Origin of the sequence: Micromonospora musae (assembly GCF_003626635.1) — a bacterium.
In the GTDB taxonomy this organism is placed as follows: Bacteria; Actinomycetota; Actinomycetes; order Mycobacteriales; family Micromonosporaceae; genus Micromonospora; species Micromonospora musae.
Genome location: NZ_RAZT01000010.1, coordinates 179009 through 198110 on the forward strand (window position 1 = coordinate 179009; position 19102 = coordinate 198110).

Here is a 19102-nt window from a genome sequence, read left to right on the forward strand (position 1 = left end):
AGATCCCGTGCACCCTGCGCCGCGGCAATGCTGCGTAGACTCCTTGACTCGTGAGAATCCTCGTCACCGGCGGAGCCGGATTCATCGGGTCGGAGTACGTTCGCATGCTCCTCGGCGTTCCCGGGGGCAACGCGGCGGGTGTGCCCGCGCTCGAGCCGTCCGGCGTCACCGTGCTCGACGCGCTGACCTACTCGGGCAACCGGGCCAACCTCGCGCCGGTCGCCGGGGACAGCCGACTACGGTTCGTGCACGGCGACATCTGCGACGCCGCTCTCGTCGACGAGATCCTGCCCGGGCACGACGTGATCGTGCACTTCGCCGCCGAGTCCCACGTCGACCGGTCGATCGCCGGCGCCGCCCCGTTCGTCACCACGAACGTCCTCGGCACCCAGACCCTCCTCGACGCCGCGCTGCGCCACGGCGTCGGGCGCTTCGTGCACGTCTCCACCGACGAGGTGTACGGCTCGATCGACACCGGCTCGTGGACCGAGACCTGGCCGTTGGCGCCCAACTCGCCGTACTCGGCCTCCAAGGCCGGCTCCGACCTGCTCGCGTTGGCGTACCACCGCACCCACGGCATGGACGTCGTGGTCACTCGCTGCTCCAACAACTACGGCCCGTACCAGTTCCCGGAGAAGGTCATCCCGCTCTTCGTCACCAACCTCCTCGACGGCGGCACCGTGCCGCTCTACGGCGACGGCGGCAACGTGCGGGACTGGCTGCACGTGCACGACCACTGCCGGGGGATCGCCCTGGTGCAGCAGCGGGGTCGGGCCGGCGAGGTCTACAACATCGGTGGCGGCACCGAACTGACCAACAAGGAGCTCACCGGCCGGCTGCTGGAGTCGTGCGGCGCCGGGTGGGAGCGGGTCGTCCCGGTCGCCGACCGCAAGGGCCACGACCGCCGCTACTCGCTGGACATCACCAAGATCAACGAAGAGTTGGGGTACGTCCCCAGCATCGACCTGGAGCACGGCCTCGCCGCGACCGTGCGCTGGTACCGGGAGAACCGCCAGTGGTGGGAGCCGCTGAAGGCCGGCGGCAAGGCGGCGGTCGTCGCATGAGCCGGCTACTGGTCACCGGCGCCGGCGGGATGTTGGGCCGGGACCTGCAGGCGGTGCTCCGCACCCGCCGCGACCTCTCCGTCACGGCCACCACCCGCGCCGAGCTGGACGTGACCGACGCGGCGGCGGTAGGCGCCGCCGTCGACGGCCACGACGTCGTGATCAACGCGGCGGCGTGGACCGATGTGGACGGTGCCGAGACCCAGGAGGCGGCGGCCACCGCCGTCAACGGCGACGCCGTCGTGCACCTCGCCGACGCCTGCGCCGCGACCGGCGCTCGGATGATCCAGGTCTCCACCGACTACGTGTTCCGGGGCGACGCCACCGAACCGTACCCGGAGGACGCCGCGCCGTCCCCGCTCAACGCATACGGACGCGGCAAGCTCGTCGGGGAGCTCGCCGTGCGGCGGCTGCTGCCCGACGCCGGGTACGTCGTACGCACCGCCTGGCTCTACGGGGAACACGGCCCCAACTTCGTCGCCACGATGCTGCGGCTCGCCGGGGAGCGGGACACGTTGGACGTCGTCGACGACCAACGCGGGCAACCCACCTGGTCGTACGCGCTGGCGGAGCAGCTCGTCGCCCTGGCCGACGCGGCACTCGCGGGTCGCGCCGAACCCGGCACCTACCACGGCACCGCATCGGGTGAGACCACCTGGTACGGCCTGGCGCGCGCCGTGTTCAGCCTGCGCGGCCTCGACCCCGACCGCATCCGGCCGACCAGCAGCGAACACTACCGCCGGCCGGCCCCCCGCCCCGCCTACAGCGTCCTGGCGCACGAGCGCTGGGCGAAGGCGGGCCTGCGACCCATGGCCGACTGGCGGTCCGCCCTCGCCGAGTCGTTGGCCCGACCCTAGGGCTCAAGGCGTCAACGGCCGCCGGCGCGAAACACCTCCGCGACCGTACGCACCACGACCTTGATGTCGAGCCACAGCGACCAGTTCTCGATGTAGTAGTTGTCGAACCGTGCGCGGTCGGAGATGGGGGTGTCGCCCCGCAAGCCACTGACCTGCGCCAGGCCGGTGAGCCCGACTGGCACCCGATGCCGCATCGCGTAGTTCGGGTACTCCGCCGAGAACTTCTCGACGAAGTACGGCCGCTCCGGCCGCGGCCCGACGACGCTCATCTCACCGCGCAGGATGTTCCAGAGCTGGGGCAGCTCGTCCAGGGACGTGCGGCGCATGAACCGGCCGACCGGCCCGACCCGCTGGTCGTGCCCGATGGACCAGTTCGTCTGCGACTCGTGCTCGTTCGCCGGGCGCATGGAGCGGAACTTGATGACCTCGAACGGCCTGCCGTACCTGCCGATCCGCTCCTGGCGGAAGAAGATGCCGCGACCACCCTCGACGAAGGTCGCCACCGCGCAGAGCAGGAGCACCGGGCTCAGCAGGACCAGTGCCACGGTGGCGAAGAGAGCATCGGAGGCGCGCTTGATGGCCCAGCGCGGGCCGGAGAGCGTGGTGTCACCGATCTTCACGATCGGGATCGCGCCGATGTGGTCCGGGTAGCCGCCGAGCGACCGGGAGCCCCAGAGCCGCGGCACCGCCCACAGGTCGCAGCGTGAACTACCCGGCCGCAGGAGGATGTCCATCAGCGTCGACTCCGGACAATCCGGATCGGCGATGACCAGGACGTCGCACTCCAGCATCGTGGTGAGCTGCTCGAGATCGTCGAGCGTCCCGATGAGCGGAACCGATCCGGGGCCCTGCCGCGGGGCCGCGTCGACACAGCCGACGAAGCGGAGGCCGTAGCGCGGATAGCGGCGCAGCAGCCGGGCGAGCTCCATGCCGACCGGGCCGCTGCCGATGACGATGGCGTTGTGCTCCACCCACCGGCGCTTGCGCGCGGCGTTCGCCAGCAACCTGCTGATCGCCCGACCGACGATCACCAGGCCGGCGGAGATCGCGACCCCCCGCATGAAGCCGCCGACGTACGACACCGAATCGTGGCGCTCCGCCGCGATGATGGCCACCACCGCGGCGGAGGCCAACAAGCGTCCGCAGATGCTCGGCAGCTCGTCGAGGATGCCGATGTGCCGGCGCGCCCGGTAGAGCCCGCCGGTCGCGAAGATGGCCATCGTGAGAACCGCGTTGGCCAGGGTCCCGCGCCAGTAGTTCTGAGTCAGCAGCAGCGGCGCCAGGAGCGCGACGACGTCGAAGGGCGCCGTCAGCATCCAGGACCGCAGCCAGCGGGTGCGCTTGGACGCCCGCGAGCCGGCGTAGGGCAGGACGGTGGTCGCGTCGAGATTGGAGCGCTTCTCGACGACGTCCGACGACTCTCCCGCCAGTCGGACGGCGGTGACCACCGCTTCCTTGCCCTCGTCGCCGGTCCCGTCGCGCTGCGCCGTCACCGATCGATCCAGGGCGCTGTCGCGGTGCTCGGCGCGGACGGCCGGATCGCTAACCGCCGGTTGGCTTGACATGGTTGGTCCTCCCCCGTGAGGCCCCACGCCGTGCAAGCCGGCTTATGGGCGATCGCAGGATATGACCAGGTCAGCCGGACGGCTATAGCCAGTGGAACATTTCGACATCCTACTTTCCGGCGGCCAGGATCTCGGGTACCGCATCGTTGCGGACCGCGTTGAAGAGGACCTTGGCCTTCGCGGTGTCCGCGAACACCACGCTCTCGCTGCCCACCCGGCCCGTCCCCTTCGACGGGCAGGTGAAGAAGGCGAGGTTGCCGCCGCGCAGCCCGCGAAGCTCCATCGCGAAGTCCACGAGGGACATCGACTCGTCGACCGCCACCGCGCTCGCCGTGGCCTTGACGAACGAGTTGAGCTTGCCCGGGTTCGCCAGGACGCCACCCGTCGCGGCCTTGTCCAGGATCGCCTTGATGACCTGCTGCTGATGCCGGATACGGGCGAAGTCACCGTCGGCGAAGGCATGCCGCTCGCGCGCGTAGTCGAGTGCCGCGGCGCCGTCCATGGTCTGCGGACCCGCGGGGAACGTCCGGCTACCGCTCAGCGAGTACTTCGTGGTGAAACCCTTCTCGACATCGACCTCGATGCCACCGAGAGCGTCGACGATCTCCTTGAACCCGGCGAAGTCGACCATCGCCACGTGGTCGATGCGGACCGAGGTGAACTTCTCCACCGTCTGCACCATCAGCGGGACACCACCCCAGGCGTACGCCGCGTTGATCTTCGCGTCCCGGCCGCCGTGGCCGTTCTTCGACTTCGGCACGGGCACCCAGGTGTCCCGTGGGATCGAGATGAGCTGCGCGCTCGACCGGTCCTTCGGCAGGTGCGCCAGGATGATGGTGTCGCTGCGGGAGCCGCCGCTGCTCTCCGGATCGCGGGAGTCGCTGCCCAGAATCATGATGTTCATGGCGCCCTTGGCCACCGGCTCGGGACGGGACTCCACCGGTACGTCCTCGAACGCGTCGACCCGGTCGATGTCGGACTCCACGGAGCGCAGGTAGAGGCCGCCGGCGATCACCGCGCCACCACCGAGCAGGAGGACCACCACCAGACTGATCAGGGCGACCCGCCGCCAGCGGCGGCGTCGGCGCGGCTGCTCCGAGCCGTCGGTCGGCTCCGGAGCGGAGGTCACCACCGAACGCTCCGTGCCGAGATCTGTGGTCTGTTCATGTCGAGGCATGGCGCGATGCTACTGATTCAGGTAACGAACCGTGCACCCTCGTCCGGCCAGCACCGCCAACCGGCCGGTCCGATGCCGCTCACTCGATGAGCCCGTCCGCCCCGGAAACGGCTCGCACCCGCCCTCCGGCGATCGGTGCGAGACGGCGGCAGGCTCGACCGGGACCGGCTTTTCCCAGCCATCGATCAGCATTGGCTGCTATCAAGACAGCCGTGGATGCAACGAAGCTCCGTCGGGCCATCGCCCGCACCCCGCTCGCCCCGGTCGCCGCCTTCCCCAAGCGGCTGGCCCGGGTCGCCCGCCACGACGCCAAGGTGCTGCGCACCTCGGCCCGCTGGCTCGTCACCTCCCGAGAGCACCACAACTACACGTACGAGCTGACCAAGCTCAGCCGCCACCACCTGGCCTGGTTCGTCAGCGTCGTCTGCGACCGCCCCGTCGAACAGGTGCGCGGCTACCTCGCCGAGATCGAGTCCGACGACGCGCTGCGCCGGCACATCGAGCAGGCGACCGCCACCGCCGCCCGGCGCGGCCTCGCCGACAAACACGTCCGCTACGCCCGCCGCATCGGCTGGTACGCCATGGTCCGCGCAACCCGCCCCACGCACATCGTGGAGACCGGGGTGGACAAGGGACTGGGCAGCTGCGTGCTGGCCTCGGCCCTGCTGCGCAACACCGCCGAGGGCCACCCGGGGCGGCTGACCTCGCTCGACATCAACCCGGAAGCCGGCTACCTGGCCCGCACCGCCCCCTGGTCCCAGGTGGTCGACCTGGTGATCGGCGACTCGATCGCCTCGATCGCCGCACTGGAGCGACCCGTCGACTTCTTCCTGCACGACAGCGACCACAGCCGGGCCCACGAGAAACGCGAGTTCGAGAAGGTGGAGGGCAAGCTCGCCCCCGGCGCGATCCTGCTCACCGACAACGTCACCACCACCAACGTCCTCGCCGAACACGCCGAACGCACCGGCCGCCGGTTCCTCGCCTACCGCGAGACGCCCGCCAACCACTGGTACCCCGGCGACGGCATCGGCGTGGCATGGTAGCCGGATGCGGCTGAGCGCCATCCACACGTACCCGGTCAAGGGCTGTCACCGGCTCGACCACGACGGCGCGCAGGTGCTGCCGTGGGGCCTCGCCGGTGACCGGCGGTGGATGGTGGTCGACGCCGACGGCGTCGGCGTCACCCAGCGGGAGACCCAACGGCTCGTCGGGCTGCACGCCACGCTCCACGACGGTGGCCTGCTGCTACGGGCGGACGGTCGCCCAGACCTGCAGGTGCCCGAGCCGACCGGAGGCGAGCCGCTGCCGGTACGCACGTTCCGCAGCCGGAAACTACCCGTGCCGGCGCTGCCCGCCGGGCCGGCCGCCGACGACTGGCTCGGCGCCCTGCTCGACCGGCCCGTGCGGCTGGTCTTCCTGGCCCGACCCACCCGGCACCTCGCCGCCGACACGCGGACGCATGACACCGGCGACCAGGTCAGCTTCGCCGACGCCTACCCGCTGCTGCTGGCCAACACCGCCTCGCTCACCGCGCTCAACGACTGGCTCGCCGAGGCCGGCGAGGAGCCGGTGCCGATGAGTCGCTTCCGGCCCAACCTGGTAGTCGACGGCGCGCCGGCCTGGGCCGAGGACGACTGGGAAGGCCGCCCGCTGCGCATCGGCGAGGTGACGTTCCGCGCCGCCGGGTCGTGCGACCGCTGCGTGGTGACGACCACCGACCAGGAGACCGGGGTACGCCACCGGGAGCCGCTGCGCACCCTCGGCCGGTACCGCAACGTGCGGCAGAAGCTCCTCTTCGGACTGCACCTCGTCCCCACCGGCACCGGCCCACTGACCGTCGGCGAGCCGTTGACTCTGCTGGAACGCTGACGGCAGGCCCGCGGCCGACTCACGCCGGGCCGACGTGCGCCGCGAGCACCCGCCAGTCGCCCTCACCGTCGTAGATCCAGGTCCGGGTGTACCGCAGCCGCGCAGCGAACGGTGAACCCGCGAAGCTGCCCGCCACCCGCCCGACGAAGAACGTCACCCCGGTGAAGCCCTCGACCAGCAGCTCCACCTGCTCCTCGACAAGCTCGTCGAGCACGGACGTCCCGCTGTCGTGGGCGATGAGGTCGTCCTGCTTCGTGTACCTGCCGCCGTCCGGGCCGATGGCGATCAGGTGGTCGTCGAGCAGCCCGTCGAGCGCCACGACGTCCCCAGCCCGCTGCGCGGCCTGCAGGCGGCGCTCCGCGTCCAACAGGGCCGCCTCGAGTTCGCTGTCCGGCACGATGCCGCCCTCCTGACCTGCCATCCGCGGACATCCGGCGGGTCTGATTGTGGCAGGAGGCGGGTGGCCGGCGGGTCGGATCTACCGTCCGGCGTCCGGTGCGGTGACGGGCGACAGGTCGAGCCACATGAGGACCTCGTCCCGGTCGTCGCCGGGCGTCACCCGCAGCGCCCGGGGCAGCCGGCCGATCTCCCGGTAGCCGAGCCGGCCGTAGAAGTGGTCGAGCCCGAGCCCGTCCCGCAGGGTCACGTGCAGCGCCTCGAAACCCAGCGTCCGGCCGATCCGTTCGGCCTTCCGCATCAGCTCCGACCCGTACCCCTTGCCCTGGGTGTCGGGGTGGACCATCACCCGCTTCAGCACACACCAGTGCGCCTTGAGCGTGAACCGGTTGTCGGCGAAGATCAGCGCGGCGACGAGCCGTTCGCCCTCGTAACCGAGCAGCAGCCGGTCCGGCCCGCCGGTGATCCCCGCGAACGTCGGATCGGCGAGGGCGCGTACGTCGGAGGTGGTCACCGGCGGCACGAAGCCGACGGCACCGCCGGCGTTGCTGACCTCCGCCCAGAGCATCACGATCTGTTCGCGCAGCTCAGGGGTCAGCTCGGGGTCGAGGACGAAGCGCAGGCTCACACCCGCAATCCTCACTGCGTGAGGTGCCACCTGCCTCGCGTTCGTGATCTTCGCGACATCGTTGTGGTGCGGGAGGGGGGTTTCGAACCCCCACGTCCTCTCGGACACAGGCTCCTAAGGCCTGCGCGTCTGCCGTTCCGCCACTCCCGCCGACCCGATGAGTCTAGAGCGTCGCGCTGCGACGGTCTGCAGTCCCGCCCGCCGCAGCGCGTTCGACACCGTGCCGTGGCTGATCACGCATTCGCCGGCGGTGACCGCACTGATGAGGTCGGCGAGTTTGCGCGGGCCGAGCTCCGGGTTCGCGAGGGCGTGGTGCACGACGACATCGTCGAGAGTTGGTCTGCGCGATGACCCGGCCGCGGGTGCCAGAGTGCCCCGAGCGGCGAGCCGCGCGCGAAGGCGCGCGACGTGATTGCGGTGACATCCGATCCGCCGCGCGGCCTCTCCCGGGCCGAGAGCTCCCCGCTCCACCTGCCGGATGATGTCCTCCTTCTGTTCCGCCGACGGCCGACCCCAATCCGGTGGCGGTGGCGGTTCGACGGCCGGTAGGGATGCGGTGGACGGCCCGGAGGCGTTCTTGCTCCGGCCGGCGTACGTGTCGGTCTGGCTGTGGCAGTTGGGGCAGAGGATCCGCAGGTTGGGCGGCCGGTTGTCCAGGAAGTCGCCGTTGACGTGGTCGACGTGCAGGGTCAGTGGCTTGCCTCTCCACACCGGCCCGATGCCGCACTCCTCGCACTCCTCGGGCACGCCGATCTCGGCCAGCGCCCACTTCAGCCTGGTGCCGGGCGTGCGACGCGCGTCGGTTGGCAGCTGCACGAGCAGCTCCGACGAGCTGGTCCGCCGCGGGCTGCGGTGCCCCTTGTTGTGCGCTTGCCCGGTGAAGTGCGACGTGTCGATGCCGAAGCGTTTGAGCTGCCGGCTGATGTGCGCGTGCGAGCCACCACTGACCCGTACGCCGAGCAGCCGCATCACCTCGGTGATGCTGCGCGCGCCTGCCGCGGCCTCGGCGAGCGCCGCCGGAGAGTATTTGTATCGGACCACTCACGCAAGGTAGTGGTCCGATACGACACGTCAGTCGAGGCCGAGGTCGCGGCGGAGCTTGGCGACGTGTCCGGTGGCCTTGACGTTGTAGAGCGCCCGTTCGATCTTCCCGTCGGGGTCGATGACGAAGGTGGAGCGGATCACGCCGGTCACGGTCTTGCCGTAGAGCTGCTTCTCGCCGTACGCGCCGTAGGCGGTCAGCACGCTCTTGTCGGGGTCGGAGACGAGCGGGAAGGTGATGGCGTCCCGGTCGCGGAACTTGGCCAGCTTCTCCGGCTTGTCCGGCGAGATGCCGACCACCTCGAAGCCGGCGGCCTGGAGCGAGGCGAGCGAGTCACGGAAGTCACAGGCCTGCTTGGTGCAGCCGGGGGTCATCGCCGCCGGGTAGGCGTAGAGGATCACCCGGCGACCGTGTAGGTCGGCCAGGGAGAGCGTGTCGCCGGTGTCGGTGGGCAGGGCGAACTCGGGCGCCGGGTCACCGGGGGAGAGGCGGGAAGCGGTCATTGCCCGACCCTACCGCTGGGGGTGGTCGCCGGGCCGGTGCCGGCACCCGGCCGTTTGTTGATCAACACCGGGGCTTAATGCCAGCTCTTTGCAAGAGAAAGGTTCGGGAAATAGGCTGATCCAGCCGGCGCGGACGGGCCCGCCGACGCGTGGGAGGTCGCGTGGAAACCCTGGCGATGCACATCTCTAACGGGATCATCAACGGTCCCGTGGCCGCGATATTCGCGGCACTCGCACTGGCGACCCTGACCGCCTGCGTGCTGCGCGGGCGACGGGACCTCGACGACCGCCTCGCGCCGATGGCCGGGCTGGTCGCCGCGTTCATCTTCGCCGTGCAGATGCTCAACTTCCCGATCTTCACCGCCGGCGTCAGCGGCCACCTGCTCGGTGGGGCGCTCGCCGCGATGCTGGTCGGCCCCTGGGTCGGCGCGCTCTGCGTCTCGGTCGTGCTGGTCGTGCAGGCACTGGTCTTCGGTGACGGCGGCGTGGCGATGCTCGGTCTGAACATCACCAACATGGCGCTCATCGGCACCGCCGCGGGCTACCTGCTCATCGCGCTGCTGCTGCGGGTGCTGCCCCGTACGTCGGCCGGCCTGGCGGTGACCGCCTTCGTCTCCGCCCTGATGAGCGTGGTGGTCGCGTCGCAGGGCTTCATCCTGGAGTACTGGCTGGGCGGCACCACCGATCTCGGCAGCAACCTGGCGGGCCTGGCCGGCACGATGGCCGGCGCGCACCTGTTCATCGGCATCGGCGAGGGCCTGATCACCGCGACCACGGTGGTCACCGTCGCCAAGGTCCGTCCCGACCTCGTCTACGCGCTGCGCGGGCTGCGCCCCGCCGCCGCGCCCACCGTTGCGGCTGTCGGAGGTGTCCGGTGAGCAAGCGTCTCTGGGCTTTCATCGGCGGCGGCCTGCTGGTCGCCCTGGTACTGGCCGGCGTGGTCTGCAACTACGCCTCGTCCCACCCGGACGGGCTGGACTCCTCGCTGCTCAAGGGCTGCACCGTCGACGCCGACGACAACATCGTGGGCGGCAGCTGCCCGGCCCAGCAGGCCAAGGATCACGAGCTGGCCGACAGCCCGCTGGCCGACTACGGCGTACGCGGCGTCGAGAACGGCTTCCTCTCCACCGGCCTCTCCGGGGTGCTCGGCGTACTGCTGACCTTCGCCATCGGGGGCGGCGCCTTCTGGCTGCTGCGCCGCCGCTCGTCCGGTGCGACGGCGGAGACCGACGGGGAGCCCGGCGGCGACGCGACCGTCGACGGCGCGACGCCGACCCCGGCCGGGCGGAGCTGACTGCGGTGGGAGCCGGTCACTCGCACGTGCTGTACCGCGAGAGCGCGTCGCCGGTGCACCGGCTTCCGCCGGAGGTCAAGGTCGTGGCGATGGTGGTCTTCACCATCGCGGTGGTGGCCACCCCGCGCGAGGCGTTCTGGGCCTTCGGCGGGTACGCCCTGCTGGTGGCGGCGGTGGCGGCGCTGGCCCGGGTGGGCCCCCGCTGGCTGCTCGGCCGGGCCCTGATCGAGCTGCCGTTCGTGCTCTTCGCGATCGCGCTGCCGTTCCTCGGTTCGGGCGAGCGGATCACCGTCGTCGGGCTGCACCTCTCCGTGGACGGCCTCTACGGCAGCTGGAACATCCTGGCGAAGGGCACGCTCGGCGTCCTCGCGTCGCTGCTGCTCGCCGCGACCACCACCACCCGGGACCTGATCCTCGGTCTGGATCGGCTGCGCTGCCCGCAGCTGCTCACCCAGATCGCCAGCTTCATGCTGCGCTACCTCGACGTGCTGGTCGGTGAGGCGCGGCGGATGCGGGTGGCCCGGATCTCCCGGGGCGACGACCCGCGGTTCCTCTGGCAGCTGCGCGGCTTCGCCGCCGGCATCGGCGCGCTCTTCCTGCGGGCGTTCGAGCGGGGCGAGCGGGTGTATTTGGCGATGCTGTCGCGCGGCTACTCGGGCCGGATGCCGGCGGTCTGGCAGGGGGCGGGCGCGGCCACCGCTGGGCAGTGGCTCGTCGCGGCCACGGTGCCGGCGCTCGCGGCCTCGATCGCGGCGACCGCCCTGGTGCTGGGATGATTGGCGTCGTGCAGCCGACACCAGCCAGCCTGGACGTCCACGGCGTCCGTTACGCGTACCCCGACGGGCATGTGGCCCTGCACGGGGTGGATCTCACCGTGCCGCGCGGCGAACGGGTGGCCCTGCTCGGCCCGAACGGTGCCGGTAAGACCACGTTGGTGCTGCACCTGAACGGCATCCTCACCCCCACCGAGGGCAGCGTGAGCGTCGGCGGGCTGACCGTGACGCCGGACCGGCCCACCCTCGCCGAGGTGCGGCGTCGGGTGGGCATCGTCTTTCAGGACCCGGACGACCAGCTCTTCCTGCCCACCGTCGCGGAGGACGTGGCGTTCGGCCCGGCGAACCTGGGGTTGCGGGGGGCGGAGTTGGCCGCGCGGGTCGACGAGGCGCTCGCCGCGGTCGGCATGGCCGAGCATCGGGATCGCGCCCCGCACCACCTCTCGTTCGGGCAGCGCCGCCGGGTGGCGGTGGCCACCGTGCTCGCGATGCGTCCGGAGATCCTGGTGCTCGACGAGCCGTCGTCGAACCTCGACCCGGCGGCCCGGCGCGAGCTGGCGGAGATCCTCCGCACGCTGCCGGTGACGATGCTCATGGTGACCCACGACCTGCCGTACGCCGCTGAGCTCTGCGACCGCGCGGTGATCCTCGACGCCGGGCGGATCGTCGCCGACGCCCCCACCGCCGAACTGCTCGCCGACGCCGACCGGCTGGCCCGGCACCGCCTGGAGCTGCCCTACGGCTTCGACCCCCGGGCCGCCGCCCGCTCCTGACCTCCGGCGCCCGCGGTCGCGCCCGAAGCGGCGACGGCTGTGGCGGTGCCGGGCTCTGCGGCGGCGGCGCTTCCCGCCTCCGCGTCGGGGCTGGTCGCCCCGGCCGCCGATCCCGGCCGGGGCGTGGAGCTGCGTGCCGCGTGCAGGCGCAGGACCCCGGCGGCCGTGGCGCCTACCCCGGTGATCAGGACGGTTGCGACGAGCACTCGTGCGAACGTGGCCGACCAGGGGGCCGGGGCGATGGCGCGGGCGAAGACGGTGGCGTTCGCCGCCCCGGCGAAGAGCGCCAGGCAGGCGCCGGCGAGCGCCACGGCGAAGTCGGCGGCGGGCCTTCGGGCCAGGGCGTACGCGCCGGTCACGATCGCGCCGAGGCCGGTGAGCAGCGCCCAGAGCTGCCCGCTGAGCAGCCCGAGCAGCAGTCCGCCGAACCCCTCGGCGCCGGCGTCCAGCGCACGACCCACGGTGTACGCCACCGCTGCCGTACCGCCGGCGACCAGCAGCGCGCCCAGGCCGGCGATCGCTCGCCCGCCGGGTACGGAGGCGGCCGCGAGCAGCCCGAGCGCACCGACCGCGAGCAGGCCGACGATCGTCGCGGCCCACCAGCTGTACGCGTCGGGCGGCGGTACCCAGTCGAGCGTGCCGTGGATCTCCATCGGCTCCGCCCCGTCGCGCAGCGGCACCGACCAGTCCCGGACCCGGTGTTCCCGGTCGGGGGCGGCGAGCGCGGCGGGCGGCGGCGCGGCTTCCTGGTACAACGCGCGCTGGTCGTGCCAGCGCACGCTCGGCTCGTCGGAGACCCGTCGCCAGGACGGCTCGGCGGCCGGGTCGGCCTCCGGCGGCAGCTTGGTCTCCCCGCTGATGGTGCGGTTGAGGTAGGTCGCGGGGGAGTGGGTGTTCTCGTAGACCCCGTCGGGGCCGACGCGCAGGTACGGCTCGCCGGAGTAGCCGATCACCTCGACGGGTCGGCCGGTGTGGTTGGTCAGTTCGAGCCGGGCGCCCGCCTCGACCGTCCTGATCTCCAGCCCGTCGCGGGCCGGGGTGATGCCGGTGACGGTGGTCCGGTAGTCGGTGCCGTCGGGCGCGTCGGCGCCGTGCGCGGCGGCCGGTGCGGCGGTGGCGAGGGTCGCGGTGAGCGCGGCGGCGGCGACCAACCCGGCCCGCGTCAGCTGGGTGCGGATCACTTGCCGGCCGCCTCCACGGCCGCCCGGAGCCCGTCCGGGCTGCGGTCGGCGACCTGCTCCCCGTCGATGATCACGGTGGGTGTGCCGGTGACGTTGTTGCGGCTCGCAGTGTCGGTGACGTGCTCGGTCCAGGCCTTGAAGGTGCTGTCGCGGACGCAGGAGCCGAAGTCGTCGCGGTTCAGCCCCACGCCCGCGCCGATGTCGATCAGCTCGTCGTCGGTGAGCCCGGCGCTGCCCTCGGGCGGCTGCCGTTGGTAGAGCGCCTTGGCGTACTCGGCGAACCTGCCCTCGTCGGCCGCGCAGCCGGAGGCGGCGGAGGAGCGGGTGGAGTACTCGGTGGTGGAGAAGCGGTTGAGGTACGCCACCGGGTGGTAGACGGCGCGGATCCGGCCCTCGTTGATCAGCTGGTCGACGGTGGCGCCCGTGGTGTCCTGGAACTGCTTGCAGACCGGGCAGAGGAAGTCCTCGTAGATGTCGACGGTCACCGGGCCGGAGCCGACCACCACGCCGGTGCCGCCCTCGGCGGTGTTCTTCGGGGCGGTGAAGTCGTCCGACTTCTGGCTGGACCAGACGCCCCAGCCGATCAGCCCGGCGATGAGCACGACGGCCACCGCGGTCACCGAGACCCAGATGGTGCGGCGGCGTCGGCGTTCCCGGGCGAGCTGCTGCTGGACGACCTTGGCGGCGGCGCCCTTCTGTCCTCTGCGACTACTCATCCTCGTCCTCCACGACGGGTTCTCCCGTCAGCCAGCCGTCCACCGAGACGGGCGTACGGGGCCAGATCAGTAGGAATCCCGCCATCACCAGGAATCCCAGGTCCCGAAGGATCTCCGGGAGGTAGCTCGGCGCCTGCCCCTCGGCGAGCTGCCCGCCGCTGCCGAAGCAGCCGCAGTCGATGGCGAGCCCCCTTGCCCAGGCCGACGCGATGCCCGTGATGAAGATCACCAGAAGGGCTGCGGAGATCCCCGCGGTGAGCCGGGTCGCCAGGCCCAACAGCAGGAGCACCCCCAGGGCCAGCTCGACGAAGGGCAGCGCGGCGCCGACCACTGTCGCCACGTCGTACGGCAGGACCTGGTAGGCGTTCACCGCCCGGCCGGAGGCGGCGAGGTCGTCGACCTTCGACGCGCCGGCGAGCAGCCACACGGCCGCCAGGCCGAGGCGGGCTGCCGTGCCCAACCAGGGCCGGACGGTGGGCCACCGCACGCCCCGGGTGCTCGGTGCTGTCACGGTCATTAGTCGTCCCGCCTCCACCGGAAGTTCCGCGCCCGGTCAGCCGGCCAGGGCGTCGCCGGCCGCCTCGACCAGGTCGTCACGGGCCCGGGCCACCCGGGAGCGGATGGTGCCCACCGGCACTCCCTCCACGGCGGCGGCCTCGGCGTAGGAGAGGCCGAGCAGCTGGGTGAGCACGAACGCGCCACGGCGCTCGGTGGGCAGCCGGCGCACCAGGTCCACCGCACCGAGCTGCCCCGCCGGGTCCGGGTACGGGCGGGCGGTGTGCGCGTCGGCGGCCAGCCGGGCATCGAGGCGCCGGCGGCGCACCACCACGCGCAGATGGTCGGCGCAGGTGCGGCGGGCGATGCCGAGCAGCCAGGTGCGGGCGCTGGAGCGCCCCTCGAAGGCCGGCAGCGAGCGGAACGCCCGCAGGTAGGTCTCCTGGGTCAGGTCGTCCGCGCTGTCCGGATCCACCAGAGCCGCCGCGAACCGCCACACCTCGACCTGGGTGAGCCGGACGAAGGCGGCCTGGGCGGCCGGGTCGCCGCCGCGCGCGGCCAGTGCCCACTCGGTCGCCGGATCCCGGGCAGCGCCGGCCAGCTCGGCGGGGCCGGCGGAGGCGTCGCGCGGGGCGGGGATCACGTCAAACCAGGTTACGCGGCACGTGACGGGCGGCGGGCAGGCTTGGACTCATCCATGGTCTGCACCACGCCGGGAACTTTCTCCGCGTTCGGGCCGACTACCCGCTCGTGACATGCGACCACGTGACCGCGGCGCTGTCGGCACGGCCGGGCGGGGAGGATCCGCAGGCGGAGCCGGCGGTGCTGGACGGGCACCTGCCCAGGTACGCGGGCTGCCGGGCCCGGCGGGCCCGCTCTTCGGGGCGCGGGTGAAGCGGGGTGGCCGCCGACCGCCGACTTCGGCGAGCATGGCCGACATGATCTCAGCCCCTCGCCGCTGGTTCGCCCGGTTCGCCGCCGCCGCCGGACTCCTCGTCGCCGTCGTCGCCCTCCTGATCGCCCCGGCCACCCCCGCGAGCGCGCACGCGGTGCTCTCCAGCTCCGCTCCCGCCGCGTCGGCGGTGGTGCCGACCGGGCCCTCGGAGGTGGTGCTCACCTTCAGCGAGTCGGTGCGGAAGGTGCCCGACAAGGTCCGCGTGATCGCGCCGGACGGCTCCCGTGCCGACCGTGGCGAGCCCACCTTCGAGGGCGCGGTGGTGAAGATCCCGGTGGACCCGGCCGGCGCGAACGGCACCTACCTGGTCAGCTACCGGGTGATCTCGGCCGACAGCCATCCGGTCTCCGGCGCGTTCACCTACTCGGTCGGCGCTCCGTCGCCGCCCCCGCAGGACACCGGCGACAACAGTCGGGCGAACCCGGTGGTCGGCAACGCGGTCAAGGTCGCCAAGTTCTTCGGCTACGCGGGCCTCGCGCTGCTCATCGGGCCGGCGCTGGTGCTGGCGGCGTTGTGGCCGCGGCGCCTCGACCGGCGCGGTCCGGCCCGGCTGGCCTGGAGCGGTCTCGGTCTGGTGACCCTCGCCACCGTCGCGGACCTGTGGTTGCAGGTGCCGTACACCGCCGGTGGTGGGCTCTTCGACGTCACCGGTGAAGGCATCAGCACCGTGCTGGGCGGCGCCTTCGGCGCGGCACACCTGGTCCGCCTCGGCCTGATCGCCGCGGCCGCCTTCCTGCTCCGCCCGCTCTTCACCGGGTCGGCCGGTCGAGCCGACGCGATCATCCTGGCGGTGCTCGGCGTGGCCGGTCTGGTGACCTGGCCGCTGGCCGGGCACCCGGCGGCGTCACCGGCCCCGGCCGTCTCCGTGGTCGTCGACACCGTGCACCTGGGCAGCATGGCGGTCTGGCTCGGCGGACTGCTGATGCTCGCCGTCTTCCTGCTGCGCCGCGCCGACGAGCGGGAACTCGGTGCGATCATGCCGATCTGGTCCCGTTGGGCGGCGCTGGCCGTCTCCGCCCTGCTCCTCGCCGGCGTCGTGCAGGGTCTGATCGAGGTGGCCACGCCGAGCGCCCTGGTCAACACCGCCTACGGTCAGCTGCTGCTCGTCAAGATCGGGCTGTTCGCGCTGGTGATGGGGGTGGCCGCGTACTCGCGGCAGCTGGTGCGCCGGCGGATCGCCGAGCAGCGCCCAGGGGCGGTGCGCCGGGCTGTCTGGGTGGAGCTGGCGATCACCGCGGTCGTGCTCGGCGTGACCGCGACGCTGGTGCAGACCCCACCGGCCCGTACCGCCGCCGAGACGGCCGGCGTCGAGGCCGGCTACTTCAGCAGCACGCTCACCAGCACGCTGCTCAACATCCAGGTCGAGCTGGATCCGGCCGAGCGCGGCAACAACAGCCTGCACCTCTACGCGTACACCAAGGACAACCGGCCGCAGCCGGTGGTGGAGTGGAAGGCCACGGCCGCCCTGCCGTCGGCCGGGATCGAGCCGATCGAGATCCCGCTGCTGCCGTTGAGCGACAGCCACGCCACCGGCGAGATCAACCTGCCCGCGTCCGGGGACTGGCAGCTGAAGCTGACCGCCCGCACGTCCGACATCGACCAGGCCACGGTGACCGCCACCGTGCCGATCCGTTAGAGAGAGGTCCCGATCCCATGACCCGTACCCGCCGTTCTCTGGCCGGCGCCGCGGCACTGGCCGTCGGTGTCGTCGCCACCGCCGTGCTCGGGTTCGCCGCGCCGGCGTCGGCCCACGTCACGGTGAACCCGAAGGAGGCGACCCAGGGCGGCTACGGCCGGATCGCGTTCCGGGTGCCGAACGAGAGCGACACCGCCTCCACCGTGAAGCTGGAGGTGACGCTGCCGGAGAACGCGCCGGTCGGGTCGGTCTCCACGATGCCGGTGCCGGGTTGGACGGTGGCGGTGGAGAAGCGGAAGGTGGATCCGCCGCTCGAGGTGCACGGCAGCCAGATCACCGAGGCGGTGGCGAAGCTGACCTGGACGGCGACGGGCGACGCCGGGGTCAAGCCGGGGCAGTTCCAGGAGTTCCCGGTCTCCCTCGGGCCGCTGCCGCAGGTCGACAAGATGGTCTTCAAGACGCTGCAGACGTACTCGGACGGCAACATCTCGCGGTGGATCGAGGAGCCGACGCCGGGCGCGGAGGAGCCGGAGAACCCGGCGCCGGTGCTCACCCTGGCCGCCGCGTCCGACTCCGCCTCCGCGTCGGCGGCTCCGGTCGCGAACAACGCGCAGGCCACCGGCGGCGACGGCGAGGAGGACGAGGGGAACGGGCTCGCCACCGGGCTGGGCATCGCCGGGCTGGTCGCCGGGCTCGCCGGCCTGGTGCTCGGTGGGCTCGCGTTCAGCCGCAGCCGGCAGGAGCCGGCCGCGAAGGCCTGACCCCTACCGCGTCGCGCGGGCCCGCCGGATCTCCGGCGGGCCCGCGCGCTTTCCGCCGATCGCGTGCCGTGGATATCCGCTGATCGGCGGGCCGACGTCGGTAAGGTCGACCGGGTGTCTGGCTACGGAGGGGGACGGAACGGATGCGGTTCGTGCGCGCGTTCGCCGGAATGCTGCTGCTGATCATCGGTCTGCCGGCGTTGCTCGCCGGTGGTCTGCTCTGGCAGGTCACCCGGCACGCCGACCCGAGTGGCGCGTTCACCGCCCGCTTCGAGACCGTGCAGACCTCCGGCCACGCGGTCGTGGTGACCGACCTGGACCGGCTGCTCCGGCAGGAGGCTCCGTTCACCCGGTTCGGGCAGGCGCGGCTGCGCCTGGAGGCCCGGACGCCGGACGGCCCCGCGCTGCTCGGCCTGGCCCCGGCCGACGAGGTGCGGCGCTGGTCCGAGCCCGTACCGCACGCCACGGTGCGGCGGGTGGCGCTGGCCCGCGGTCCGCTGCCGGTCCGGCTGGAGCCGGCGGGCGCGTCGGTGGCCACCAGCGACCGGGGTGCAGGGGCCATCGGGCACCCCGACTGGGTACGGGAGGGCGTCGGCGAGTTGGCGTGGACCTCGGACGAGTTGGCGGGTCGGCCGTTGAGCCTGGTGGTGATGCGCCCCGACGGCCGCGCGGACCTCACTCTGGAGCTGCGGGCCGAAGTGGACCTCGGGTGGACGGCCCCGGCGATGTGGGGGCTCCTCGCCGGTGGGGTGCTGCTGGTGACGTTCGCCGTACTGCTGCTGTTCCGCCCGGTGCGGCCCCGGGAGGTGGTCTTCGTGGTCGAGCCGGACCAGGTCCCGGTGCTCGCCGGCCGCCTCGGGGTCACCTCGCTCACTGCTCTGGGCGCCCAGCCGAGCGGCGGTGACGACCGGATGGCCCGGGTCCAGCGGCAACTCGTGGCGGTCGGTTCGGGCAGTGTCGAGCGGTCCGCGATCGGCGCGCTGCCCGCCCACCGGCCGGCCAGCCTCGCGGACGTCGTCGAGCGCGGGCGCCCCCACGGTGCGGACGTCGGCCCTCAGTCGGCCGCTGTCGGTCCGCGGTCGTCGACCGCGACCGCCGAACGCCCGCCGGCGGTGTCACTCACCCTCGCCTGGCCGCCCGGGCAGCCGGAGCGCACGGTCCGACCGACACCGCCGGCAGGTCCGGGGCGGGCCCAGGTGTCGACGGAGGAGACCGGAGAGCGGCCCTGAGCGCCGTCCGTCCGCGCCGGCGTGCTCGGCCGGCTCGGGTGGGCTTCGACGGGGGCTCATCGGCGGCACGGCCTCGAACGGCGAGTGGCCCTCCGCGCTGCCGACGCGGAGGGCCACCCTCACCGGGGGATCGGTGCCGCTACCCGAGTTGTCCATGAGGTAGTTGAGGTCAGATTAGCGCTGAT

21 protein-coding genes and 1 tRNA gene are annotated in these 19102 nt (G+C 72.5%); 11 read left to right on the forward strand and 11 right to left on the reverse strand.

Translation table 11 applies throughout. The features are described from left to right. Positions 1 to 50 precede the first annotated feature (50 nt). Both rfbB and rfbD read left to right on the forward strand, forming a co-directional pair. Positions 51 to 1064, forward strand: a complete 1014-nt coding sequence (rfbB, locus tag D7044_RS20830; RefSeq protein WP_120689969.1) for a dTDP-glucose 4,6-dehydratase — start codon at positions 51 to 53, stop codon at positions 1062 to 1064. After that, positions 1061 to 1921, forward strand: coding sequence for a dTDP-4-dehydrorhamnose reductase (gene rfbD / locus D7044_RS20835; RefSeq protein ID WP_120689970.1), 861 nt, complete (start codon positions 1061 to 1063; stop codon positions 1919 to 1921). Before rfbB ends, rfbD begins: the two co-directional genes overlap by 4 nt. 11 nt (positions 1922 to 1932) lie before the next feature. On the opposite strand, the gene D7044_RS20840 is transcribed toward rfbD, so the two are convergent. Together D7044_RS20840 and D7044_RS20845 are read right to left on the reverse strand one after the other, a co-directional pair. Further along, the gene (locus D7044_RS20840) at positions 1933 to 3486 is read right to left on the reverse strand and encodes a sugar transferase (protein WP_120689971.1); all 1554 of its coding nucleotides are present in this window, start codon (positions 3484 to 3486) and stop codon (positions 1933 to 1935) included. Between the two features lie 109 nt (positions 3487 to 3595). Beyond that, positions 3596 to 4663, reverse strand: coding sequence for an LCP family protein (locus D7044_RS20845; RefSeq protein WP_120689972.1), 1068 nt, complete (start codon positions 4661 to 4663; stop codon positions 3596 to 3598). Between the two features lie 212 nt (positions 4664 to 4875). Between D7044_RS20845 and D7044_RS20850 the strand changes: the two genes are divergently transcribed. Next, positions 4876 to 5709 carry an O-methyltransferase gene (locus tag D7044_RS20850; protein ID WP_120677557.1) on the forward strand — a complete coding sequence of 278 codons (834 nt, stop codon included), beginning with the start codon at positions 4876 to 4878 and terminating at the stop codon, positions 5707 to 5709. Positions 5710 to 5713: 4 nt separating this feature from the next. Continuing rightward, positions 5714 to 6535, forward strand: a complete 822-nt coding sequence (locus tag D7044_RS20855; RefSeq protein ID WP_120689973.1) for an MOSC domain-containing protein — start codon at positions 5714 to 5716, stop codon at positions 6533 to 6535. Between the two features lie 19 nt (positions 6536 to 6554). Here D7044_RS20855 and D7044_RS20860 read toward each other — a convergent pair whose 3' ends face one another. From D7044_RS20860 to bcp, 5 genes are all read right to left on the reverse strand, one after another. Next, on the reverse strand, positions 6555 to 6956 hold the full coding sequence (locus D7044_RS20860; protein WP_233563129.1) for a nuclear transport factor 2 family protein: 402 nt from the start codon (positions 6954 to 6956) through the stop codon (positions 6555 to 6557). 57 nt (positions 6957 to 7013) lie between these two features. After that, positions 7014 to 7568 carry a GNAT family N-acetyltransferase gene (locus tag D7044_RS20865; RefSeq protein WP_411710993.1) on the reverse strand — a complete coding sequence of 185 codons (555 nt, stop codon included), beginning with the start codon at positions 7566 to 7568 and terminating at the stop codon, positions 7014 to 7016. A 55-nt stretch (positions 7569 to 7623) separates the two neighbouring features. Then, positions 7624 to 7709, reverse strand: a tRNA-Leu gene (locus D7044_RS20870). After that, complete coding sequence (locus D7044_RS32450; protein ID WP_199716709.1) at positions 7674 to 8600, reverse strand: HNH endonuclease signature motif containing protein; 927 nt, start codon at positions 8598 to 8600, stop codon at positions 7674 to 7676. Before D7044_RS32450 ends, D7044_RS20870 begins: the two co-directional genes overlap by 36 nt. A 30-nt stretch (positions 8601 to 8630) precedes the next feature. Continuing rightward, entirely contained in the window at positions 8631 to 9104 is a 474-nt protein-coding gene (gene bcp, locus D7044_RS20880; protein ID WP_120677551.1) for a thioredoxin-dependent thiol peroxidase, read from the reverse strand. 161 nt (positions 9105 to 9265) lie between these two features. Here bcp and D7044_RS20885 point away from each other — a divergent pair, with 161 nt between their 5' ends. From D7044_RS20885 to D7044_RS20900, 4 genes are read left to right on the forward strand one after another with little or no spacing between them, the layout of a single operon-like run. Beyond that, on the forward strand, positions 9266 to 9982 hold the full coding sequence (locus D7044_RS20885) for an energy-coupling factor ABC transporter permease (RefSeq protein WP_120677549.1): 717 nt from the start codon (positions 9266 to 9268) through the stop codon (positions 9980 to 9982). Continuing rightward, a complete protein-coding gene (locus D7044_RS20890; protein WP_120689975.1) occupies positions 9979 to 10398 on the forward strand; it encodes a PDGLE domain-containing protein in 420 nt (139 codons plus the stop codon). Before D7044_RS20885 ends, D7044_RS20890 begins: the two co-directional genes overlap by 4 nt. Positions 10399 to 10403: 5 nt before the next feature. Then, complete coding sequence (cbiQ, locus tag D7044_RS20895) at positions 10404 to 11174, forward strand: cobalt ECF transporter T component CbiQ (RefSeq protein ID WP_120689976.1); 771 nt, start codon at positions 10404 to 10406, stop codon at positions 11172 to 11174. After that, complete coding sequence (locus D7044_RS20900) at positions 11171 to 11944, forward strand: energy-coupling factor ABC transporter ATP-binding protein (protein WP_120677543.1); 774 nt, start codon at positions 11171 to 11173, stop codon at positions 11942 to 11944. The genes cbiQ and D7044_RS20900 overlap by 4 nt, the downstream gene beginning before the upstream one ends. Here D7044_RS20900 and D7044_RS20905 read toward each other — a convergent pair. From D7044_RS20905 to D7044_RS20920, 4 genes are read right to left on the reverse strand one after another with little or no spacing between them, the layout of a single operon-like run. Continuing rightward, the gene (locus D7044_RS20905; RefSeq protein ID WP_233565071.1) at positions 11908 to 13125 is read right to left on the reverse strand and encodes a hypothetical protein; all 1218 of its coding nucleotides are present in this window, start codon (positions 13123 to 13125) and stop codon (positions 11908 to 11910) included. The genes D7044_RS20900 and D7044_RS20905 overlap by 37 nt on opposite strands. Further along, positions 13122 to 13841 carry a DsbA family protein gene (locus tag D7044_RS20910; protein ID WP_120689977.1) on the reverse strand — a complete coding sequence of 240 codons (720 nt, stop codon included), beginning with the start codon at positions 13839 to 13841 and terminating at the stop codon, positions 13122 to 13124. The genes D7044_RS20905 and D7044_RS20910 overlap by 4 nt, the downstream gene beginning before the upstream one ends. Continuing rightward, positions 13834 to 14358 (reverse strand): MauE/DoxX family redox-associated membrane protein, encoded by a 525-nt coding sequence (locus D7044_RS20915; RefSeq protein WP_120677539.1) that lies wholly within the window; start codon positions 14356 to 14358, stop codon positions 13834 to 13836. Before D7044_RS20915 ends, D7044_RS20910 begins: the two co-directional genes overlap by 8 nt. A 36-nt stretch (positions 14359 to 14394) precedes the next feature. After that, entirely contained in the window at positions 14395 to 14979 is a 585-nt protein-coding gene (locus D7044_RS20920; RefSeq protein ID WP_120689978.1) for a sigma-70 family RNA polymerase sigma factor, read from the reverse strand. A gap of 295 nt (positions 14980 to 15274) precedes the next feature. On the opposite strand from D7044_RS20920, the gene D7044_RS20925 reads away from it, so the two are divergent. The 3 genes from D7044_RS20925 to D7044_RS20935 all read left to right on the forward strand — a co-directional run bounded on the left by D7044_RS20925 (position 15275) and on the right by D7044_RS20935 (position 18917). Continuing rightward, a complete protein-coding gene (locus D7044_RS20925) occupies positions 15275 to 16927 on the forward strand; it encodes a copper resistance CopC/CopD family protein (RefSeq protein WP_199716710.1) in 1653 nt (550 codons plus the stop codon). Positions 16928 to 16944: 17 nt separating this feature from the next. Continuing rightward, positions 16945 to 17688, forward strand: coding sequence for a YcnI family copper-binding membrane protein (locus D7044_RS20930; RefSeq protein ID WP_120677531.1), 744 nt, complete (start codon positions 16945 to 16947; stop codon positions 17686 to 17688). A 143-nt stretch (positions 17689 to 17831) separates the two neighbouring features. Then, positions 17832 to 18917 carry a hypothetical protein gene (locus tag D7044_RS20935; RefSeq protein ID WP_233565072.1) on the forward strand — a complete coding sequence of 362 codons (1086 nt, stop codon included), beginning with the start codon at positions 17832 to 17834 and terminating at the stop codon, positions 18915 to 18917. Positions 18918 to 19102 lie beyond the last annotated feature (185 nt).